An 8,157-nucleotide genomic window follows, 5' to 3' on the forward strand; every position below is an offset into this window, starting at 1 on the left:
CACGCAAGAGGCAATAGTGGATCACCGGACGATCGTCTCATTTTTTACCTGTCAACTGGTCTGGGTGAACCGTTACTGCTGGCGGGCCGCCTGATGGGGGAGCGCAAGCGCGACGCCATGGCCGCTGGCATCATGTTGAGCCAGGTCGGGGAGTTCGGTTTTGTGCTGCTGGCGCTGGCGAGTCATCACGGCTTGCTGGATCACCAGCTGGTCTCTCTGCTCATCGGCATCGGTGTCATCTCCATCGCCCTCACCCCCTGGCTGGTGTTGCGGGCGCTGGGGCTTGCCCACTCCCTCACCGACAGTGCCCTGCTCTCTCGCGCCGAGGTGGCCCAGTCGGGCCTGAGCAAACACCAGCACGTCATCATCGCCGGGTTCGGACGCACCGGCCAAACCTGTGCCCGCTTTCTCAAGCTCGAAGAGATCCCCTTCCTGGCCCTGGATCTCGATCCCGAGCGGGTGAGCGAGGCCAAGCTGGCGGGGGAGCAGGTGGCGTTCGGCGATGCCAGCCGGCGCGACATCCTGCTGGCGGCCGGTCTGTTGCGGGCGCGGCTGGTGATCATCACCTTCGACGATCAAAAGCGGGTCGATGCAATGCTGACGCTGATCCGGGAGCTGGCGGGGGAGATCAAGGTGCTGGTGCGTACCCGGGATGACAGCTTCCTTGAACACTACAAGCAGGCCGGCGCCTTCGAGGTGATCCCCGAATCCCAGGAGGGAGCCCTGATGCTGGTCTCCCACCTGCTGCTCAACTGCGACATTCCCATCGGCCGGGTGATCCGGCGCATGGAGCACGAGCGCAGCAGCCAGTATCGCTTTCTGCACGGTTTCTACTGGGGTGGCAAGAGTGCGGGCAATCTGGAGACGGATCAACTGCTCGAGCGGCTGCATCCCGTGCTGCTGCACGACCAGGCCTGGGCGGTGGGACACAGGGTACTGGATCTCGCCCTGGGAGAGGTGCGCATCAAGGCGATTCATCGCGGGGAGCGCAGCCTGGATCCCAGGCGCGAGCTGGTGCTGGCGGCGGGAGATACCCTGGTACTTTTCGGCACGGCCGTGGCCATGGAACAGGCCGAGCAGCGCCTGCTGGAGGGACGCTAGGATCTCCTTGCCATGGGATAAGGCTCCTCAGGCCTCTTCGCGAAACTGCTCCTGCTTCCCGCTGCCCGGCAGGTCGAGGAAGGCCTCGATGCGCTGGTGGTGATCCAGCGCGTCCTGGTATCCCAGCTTGATGAGCCGCTGGCAATAGCCGGGATCAAACATCAGGAAGCTGGCCAGGCTGCTGCTCTCTTCGCCGTTGACCCCGAGCACCCGCAGCAGACGGCGCAGCTGGGTCGGCAACCGTGGGAGGTATTCGAGGGCGATGAGGTCGAGATCCTGGCTGGGGCGGATCACGCAGGTCTCCACCTGGCGCAGTTTCAGTCGGCTGCGCTCCCGTGGCGGAATGAGGGAAAGGGTCTGGTTGATGCGCCCGAGCCGCTCCAGATCCGAATTGAGGGTGTCGGAGAAGACGGTGTTGAGCAGATGGCTCGCGATGTTGGAGCTGGTCAGGTGCCCCTGGCGGGGAGTCGGGTTCTCCCTGTGAGGGGAGTCCAGGGTCACCAGCAGGATCCGCTCCGCCCCCAGGTGGATGGCGGGACTGAGCGGGCTCAGCTGGTGGATGGAGCCATCCCCGTAGACGCGATCGCCGATGGGGGTGGCGGGAAAGACAAAGGGCAGCGCCGACGAGGCCAGCAGATGATCCGAGGTGAGCAGGGTACGCAGGCCACGTCGTCTGGCGCGCTCCCAGGGCTGATGTTCGGCCCGCCCCTGGAAGAAGGTAGTGGAAAGGCCGTCATCGTAGTCGGAGGCCGTGATGGCGATGGCCTCCAGGCTGCCGTAGAGGATGTTGTCATCGATGCGGTGATAGTCGATGAGCTGATCCAGCAGACGGCGCAGGGGGGCGTTGTCAAACAGGTGAAAGGCGCGGTTGCTCTGGGGGGTGATGAGGCCGGCCGAGCCCTGATAGAGGGTGCGCCACAGCAGTTGGCAGGGGTGGAAGTCGAAGATGTGGTGGGTCTCGAAACGTCGCCAGACCCACTCCAGCTTGCGCACCCCCAGATGGAAACAGGAGGCGTAGCACGCCAGCGCCGTGATGTTGAGAGCCCCCGCCGAGGTGCCGCACAAAATGGGGAAGGGGATGCCGATGTTGCGGGGGTAGAGTTCGGCCACCGCCTTGAGTGCGCCGACCTGATAGGCGGCGCGGGCACCACCACCAGTCAGCAGAAGAGCAGTATTGGGTCTGGCCATGAGGGTGCGCCTTATCGTGATCGCCAGGGCGGGTTGCCACCGCGCAATTCAACTATAAGACGTTGTATACCGGATAAAAATGGGCCGCACGCTCAATTTTTGCGGCCCGTTTCATTTTCAGTTTGCCAAAGGCGTCTGGCTCAGTTGATCGAAGGCGGCGAAGGCTGGAGGGCTTGCCAGAATACGGCCATGGCCGAGCCCCCGGGTGCTCACCAGCCGGGTGCGGCAATCCTGGGCCGCACGCAGGGAGTCCCGGTGGGGGGCGAAGCGGTCTTCCTCATCGTGAACGATGAGGGCGGCGCCGCTGCGCCGGGCTAGCCGGCCAAGGGGGTCAACCGTGCTGAGCGGGTGCTGGTATTCGTGTTCTATCTCCTTGACCACCGCATCGAACAGCCGGATGGAGTAGCCGGAGCGCGCCACCATGCCGTAGAGCTGGGGCACGTAGTCGAGCACCGGGGAGATGAGCAGCAGCGGCAGCGCATCCATGGCAGGGTGACGGCTGCTGAGGGTGACGGCGCCCCCCATGCTGTGGGTGACGACGCCCTGGACGGGGCCGACCCGCTCGAGGATCTCGTCGAAAGCGCGCACGAAGCGGGGCAGGTGGCCCCTGTTCCCTTCACTCCGGCCGTGGGCGGGGTGATCGTAGGCGAGGGCCGTATAGCCCTGGGCGGCGATGTGGCTCATCAGCGGATAGAACTGGCTGGCACTGCCTGACCAGCCGTGCATCAGCAGCCAGACCGGCCCCTGGCCGAGCCGGTAGCTCATCAGGGTCCCTTCACTGGTGTGGATGGCCTGCTCGACCAGGCCGGCCGGGGCTGCGACGTCCCGGGTCGCCCGCTGCGGGGTGAGCAGCAGCTTGCTGGCGGTGCGCTTGGCGTGGGTGGGCGCGAGCACGTGATGCAGGCGGGTGCCGAGGCCCAGCAGCAACTTGCTCGGGCTGAAGCGGCGTGTGTTGAAGTAGATCTTGCTGCTCATGGTTATCCTGTGTCTTTTGTGTGCGAACGGTCGTGCTTTTTTGCGAGTTTTTAAAAGGAAGAGCCCGTCGGGTCAGCGCCAGCTGGTCAGCAATTGTTCCACCTCGGGCCAGAAGTGGCGGGCCGGATCCTCGCTGAGCCCCAGGGCATGGAACACCTGATCCCCGAGATAGAGGCCGTAGAGGCGATAGACGGCGCGCCAAGGGTCGAGATCGCTGCGCCACTCCCCTCTGGCCTGCCCCTGCACTACCTGGCGTGTAAGGTAGTCGAGCCAGAAACGGACCAGCTCGCGTGCCGCCTGCTGGACCTCACCCTCCTGGGCGGAGGTCCAGGCATCGAGGAACATGCAGCGGCCGGCAAAACTCTGGTTCCAGGCCAGCCAGGCCTGCAACAGGGCGAGTAGTTTCTCCTGCTGGGTGGCGTGTCCCTGTTGGCGCACCGGCTGGATCACCCGCTCACGAAATACCTTGGCGGAATGGGTGAGTACGGCGATCTGTAGGTTGTCACGGGACTGGAAGTGGGCGAACAGACCGCTTTTTGACATCTCGCAGGCCGTTGCGAGGGAGCCTATGGTGAGGCTCTCCAGCCCCTGCTGGCTCGCCTGCTAGAATGCAGTCTGCAAAATGGTGTCGCGGGTCAGACGTCCCTTGCTCATCCGGCTCTCCTCTCTCTGGGCTGGCAGCATAAAGTACGACCGTGCTAATTGTCGAGCCGCAAATGGTGCAGGGAGGCCGTTTCCGGCTGCCACGGGGGGGCCAGAGAGTCTTTTGGGGGGCGGTTGTGGCTGGCTCGATACGAGCCAGCCGGGGACGAGCTCAGTCGTCCTTGATGCCCATTTGCTGCAGGGCGATGACTGCCTGGGTGCGGTGCTTGACCCCGAGTTTGCGGAAGGCGGAGTGATATGGGCTCTGATGGTGGCAAGGGGCTCAACTGTCCTTGATATCCATCTGCTGGAGGGCGATGACCTCCTGGGTGCGGTTTTTGACCCCAAGTTTGCGGAAGGCGGAGTGATATGGGCTCTGATGGTGACAAGGGGCTCAACTGTCCTTGATATCCATCTGCTGGAGGGCGATGACCGCCTGGGTGCGGTTCTTGACCCCGAGTTTGCGGAAAATCGCGGTGATATGGGCCTTGATGGTCGCCTCGGAAACGTTGAGCTCCCAGGCGATCTGTTTGTTGAGGCTGCCATCCCGCAACATGATGAGCACCTTGTATTGCTGGGGGGTGAGGCTGGCCAGCTTGGTGGCGAAATCGGGCCCTTCGCCGGGCTCGGGATGGAGGGAGATCCCCTCGGGCACCCAGTTGTCCCCCCCGATCACCGTATTGAGGGCGCTGACCAGCTCTTTCATGGGAACGGATTTGGGAATGAAGCCGAGCGCGCCCAGGCGCAGCACCTGCTGGATGATGGCGGGATCCTCGGAGGCCGAGACCACGACGATGGGGAGATCCGGGTGATGTCCGCGCAGATAGGCCAGCCCTTCGAAGCCGTTGGCCCCCGGCATCTTGAGATCCAGCAGCAGCAGGTCGACGTCGGGATGTTCATCGAGCAGGTGGCTCAGGCTGTCGATGGAGTCAGCCTCCAGCAATCTGGCGTCGTCGATGGCCATGTGCACCGCTTGATAGAGGGCGCCCCGAAACAGGGGGTGGTCATCTGCGATGACGATGGTAAATTGGCTGTCCATAGCTCACATTGTTGCTAACTGATTGTTTTGAAAAATCAAACTAGCACTGCTACCCAAGTGGGTCAAACCCGCCAGTACGCAAATGTGAGGTGGTCATCGGATGTCGTGCCACGGGGCCGGCGGGATGGCCAGTAAACAACCCATGCAGGAGGCAATCGATGGGATCCCTGGTTTTGACGGTGGGCACGGGCTCCACCTGGGCAATGAGAACGGCGCTGGTGCTGGCCATGAGCGGGCTCAAGTGGCAGGAGCAGGTCTTCGATCTGGAAGATGCCAAGGAGCTGCAACGGCTCAAGCGCACGGCCCCCGCCGGCCTGGTGCCCTGGCTCGACGACGGTGAGCTGCGTATTCACGACTCGCTGGCCATCGCCGAATATCTCCACGAGTGCTGCCCGGAGCGCCACCTTTATCCGGTGGACAAGGCCGAACGGGCCCTGGCCCGCAGCCTGTGCGCCGAGCTGCACGCCGGTTTTCGCCAGATCCGCACCCTGCTGCCCTTCTTCCTGGGGGCGCCCACCCAGAGTGAACCGCCGGTGGAGGTCATCGACGAGCTGGCCCGGTTGCAGACCCTCTGGTCCCAGGCGCGGGGGCCCTTCTATTTCGACGAGGCGAGCATTCTGGATGCCTTCTATGCGGTGATGGCCTATCGACTGGCAAGCTATGGCATTTCGCTGCCCGGTCAGGCTGGCGCCTATCAGCAGGCCTTGCTGGCCTGGCCCCTGTGGCAGGAAACCCTGCTCAGGGCGAGGTTGCAGTGGCCAAAGGCGGCCCGCCAGCCTGATTGATGCGGGCGTCGGCAAGACAAAAAAGGGGAGCCATCGGCTCCCCCTTTTTATTCAGGCCAGGTCGCTATTTCTGCCGACCCGCGAAGACCACGACCACTTTGTCTTCTCCTTTCTCCCGCACGAAGCCGTAGGGGGCATCGGAAATCTTCTTGTGGCTGCCCGCCGCGATGGCAGGGTGGGCGGCACGGAATTGGCCGAGCCGTTGCCAGTGCTTGACCAGCTCCGCCTTCTCGCCACTCGCCAGCTCCTGCCAGTTCATGTCCGAGCGCACGCTCTGATCGAAAACGCCGCCATCCTTGGCCAGCCCCCGACCGGACTCGTCGCCATAGTAGATCTGGATGCCGCCCGGCAGCAGCATGAAGCTGTTGGCCACCCGCCGTTGCAGCGCCACGTCCTGGTAGTCGCCGAAGAAGAGCTTGGTGTCGTGGGAGCTGATGTAGCTCAGCACGTTGAACTCGGGATCCTGGTTGATGCGGCTGGCATAGCTCGCATAGGTGGGCTCTGCCCCTGCCATGCACTGGGCCTGGGGCAGGGCGAATTCACGCTGGTAGTCGAAGTTGATCAGGGAATCGAAGCCGTGCTGGTACCAGAAGTCCTTGGCGACCCCGTGATCCCACACCTCGCCCACCATGTAGAAGGGAAGGTCATCGAGGGCCTTGCCCGGGTTGGCGGCCTTCCACTCCTTGAGCGCGTCGGTGCCCGCCTGCTTGAGCCTGGCCCAGACCGCGGGCTCCAGGTGCTTGACGGTGTCGGCACGGAAGCCGTCGATGCCGAAGCGGCGCACCCAGTCGGTGTGCCAGGCAATGAGGTAATCGCTCACGGTGGCGTTGGGCAGGGCCTTGGCCCTGGTGTCTTTTTTGGCAGCGAGCAGCGGTGGCAGCCCCACCGATCTGGTGGATTCGGTCAGGAAGTCCGGCAGTCCCGCCACCGAGCCGGTGACGTCGTCGGTGCCGGGTTGCGGGTAGCCGGGCAGGCCTGCGCGCACCCAGTCAGGGCCCCACCACTTGTCCCAGTGGGATGACTGGTAGTCGATGAACTGGTTGTAGCCATGCCAGTTGAGGCCGCCGCTTGGGCGCCATTCGTTCCAGCGACTCGGCAGCTTGCCGGTGTTCTGGGTGAGATCGGTGAGCCCCAGATCCTGCAAGTCGGCGAGGGTGGCGTAGCCTGCGTGGTTCATCACCACGTCGAGGATGATCCGCATGCCGCGCTTGTGGGCCTCGTCCACCAGGGTTTTCAGGCTCTCTTCGTCGCCGTAGTTGGGATCTATCTTGGTGAAGTCGAGCGCCCAGTAGCCGTGGTAGGCGTAGAAGGGGAAGTTCCCCTGTTCGCCACCGCCGATGAAGCCGTGGACCTGTTCCACCATGGGGGTGATCCAGATGGCGTTGATGCCGAGTTGCTTGATGTAGTCGAGCTTCTCGGTCAGCCCCTTGAAGTCACCGCCATGCCAGGTGGCCACTTCGTCCTGACCATCCTTCTGACGACCGAAGCTGTGATCATTGGCAGGATCGCCGTTGTGGAAGCGGTCGGTCAGCAGAAAATAGACGCTCGCCTGATCCCAGCTGAAGGGAGCAGGCTTTGCGGCCTTGACCGGCTCGAGCAGCAGCAGGCCGCCACTCTCCTTGCTCGGTGTCAGGGTGATCTTGCCGCCCTTGACCACGGCTTCCTGTCCCGAGTAGGCATCCCGCAACCGTGTGCCGTCGGGCCAGACGCCCTTGAGTGATGTCGTGACCGGGCCGCCATCCCAGCTGATGCAGGGCTCTTCCGGGGGCTGGCGTTTGAACTCGCTCTTTTTGGTTGCCCGCAACACCTTGAGGCTGGGGGTATCGGGGTTGAAGGTGAACTCGTAGTCCCCCGCCAGCATCACCCTCAGATTGAAGTCTGTCCCCTTGCTGCACTTGTCCATGGGCTGGGCGGTGCCGAAGGGAAGGGGCTTGGCCTCGGTTGGCCCGAAGCTGGTGCCGCAGCTGTTGCCCGCATCGCTGATGCGGATCTGGTGGCTCCCCTTGTCCAGTCTGTGGGTCAGGGTGACGGTGCCCTTGTCCAGCGTCAGCGCCTCGGCTACCGGTTTGCCATCCACATGGAGATAGACCTCGGGGGCGGCCATCGCCTGACCGATGAACAGCGGTGTGGCGAGCACGGCCAGCCACAGGGGTGATGGGCGAAGAGCGGGGCGCGAAGAGAGACGCATAAGCCATTCCTTGAGCAGAGTGTGAGGAGCAGGATCCGTTGAGGCACTCATTCTAGGGCGCGCTGGGGCAGGCTTGGACCGATAAAATACCGATTTGTGACGTCAGTTCAAATGGTTACGTTTTCAAGAATGGAAAAGTGTGAACCGGGTGTCGCGGCCATGAAAAAAGGTTCATCGCGGCTTTCCGGGGAAGGCCGCCTTGATTTTCAGAAAAAAGTATTCTGAGTCCCTAAATCCAT

General features: G+C 63.3%; 6 protein-coding genes and 1 pseudogene. 2 read left to right on the top strand and 5 right to left on the bottom strand.

What is annotated here, in order from left to right; translation table 11 throughout:
• Window positions 1-1,101: monovalent cation:proton antiporter family protein (locus tag OKC30_RS18565; RefSeq protein WP_270665152.1), on the top strand; the 1,101-nt coding region annotated here is incomplete at its 5' end.
• Between the two features lie 27 nt (window positions 1,102-1,128).
• On the opposite strand, the gene OKC30_RS18570 is transcribed toward OKC30_RS18565, so the two are convergent.
• The 4 genes and pseudogenes from OKC30_RS18570 to OKC30_RS18585 form a co-directional block, all read right to left on the bottom strand.
• Window positions 1,129-2,289, bottom strand: coding sequence for a patatin-like phospholipase family protein (locus OKC30_RS18570; RefSeq protein WP_069785595.1), 1,161 nt, complete (start codon window positions 2,287-2,289; stop codon window positions 1,129-1,131).
• Between the two features lie 117 nt (window positions 2,290-2,406).
• Entirely contained in the window at window positions 2,407-3,264 is an 858-nt protein-coding gene (locus tag OKC30_RS18575; protein WP_160839261.1) for an alpha/beta hydrolase, read from the bottom strand.
• Between the two features lie 72 nt (window positions 3,265-3,336).
• Window positions 3,337-3,918: pseudogene (locus tag OKC30_RS18580) on the bottom strand (TetR/AcrR family transcriptional regulator).
• Window positions 3,919-4,300: 382 nt separating this feature from the next.
• Complete coding sequence (locus OKC30_RS18585; protein WP_041214700.1) at window positions 4,301-4,945, bottom strand: response regulator transcription factor; 645 nt, start codon at window positions 4,943-4,945, stop codon at window positions 4,301-4,303.
• 158 nt (window positions 4,946-5,103) lie between these two features.
• Here OKC30_RS18585 and OKC30_RS18590 point away from each other — a divergent pair, with 158 nt between their 5' ends.
• On the top strand, window positions 5,104-5,730 hold the full coding sequence (locus tag OKC30_RS18590) for a glutathione S-transferase (protein ID WP_104454571.1): 627 nt from the start codon (window positions 5,104-5,106) through the stop codon (window positions 5,728-5,730).
• Between the two features lie 64 nt (window positions 5,731-5,794).
• Here OKC30_RS18590 and OKC30_RS18595 read toward each other — a convergent pair whose 3' ends face one another.
• Window positions 5,795-7,918: an alpha-amylase gene (locus tag OKC30_RS18595; RefSeq protein ID WP_183149563.1), complete on the bottom strand. Its 2,124-nt coding sequence runs from the start codon at window positions 7,916-7,918 to the stop codon at window positions 5,795-5,797.
• Window positions 7,919-8,157: the final 239 nt, after the last annotated feature.

Source organism: Aeromonas sp. QDB18, from assembly GCF_027705325.1.
Classification (GTDB): domain Bacteria; phylum Pseudomonadota; class Gammaproteobacteria; order Enterobacterales; family Aeromonadaceae; genus Aeromonas; species Aeromonas caviae.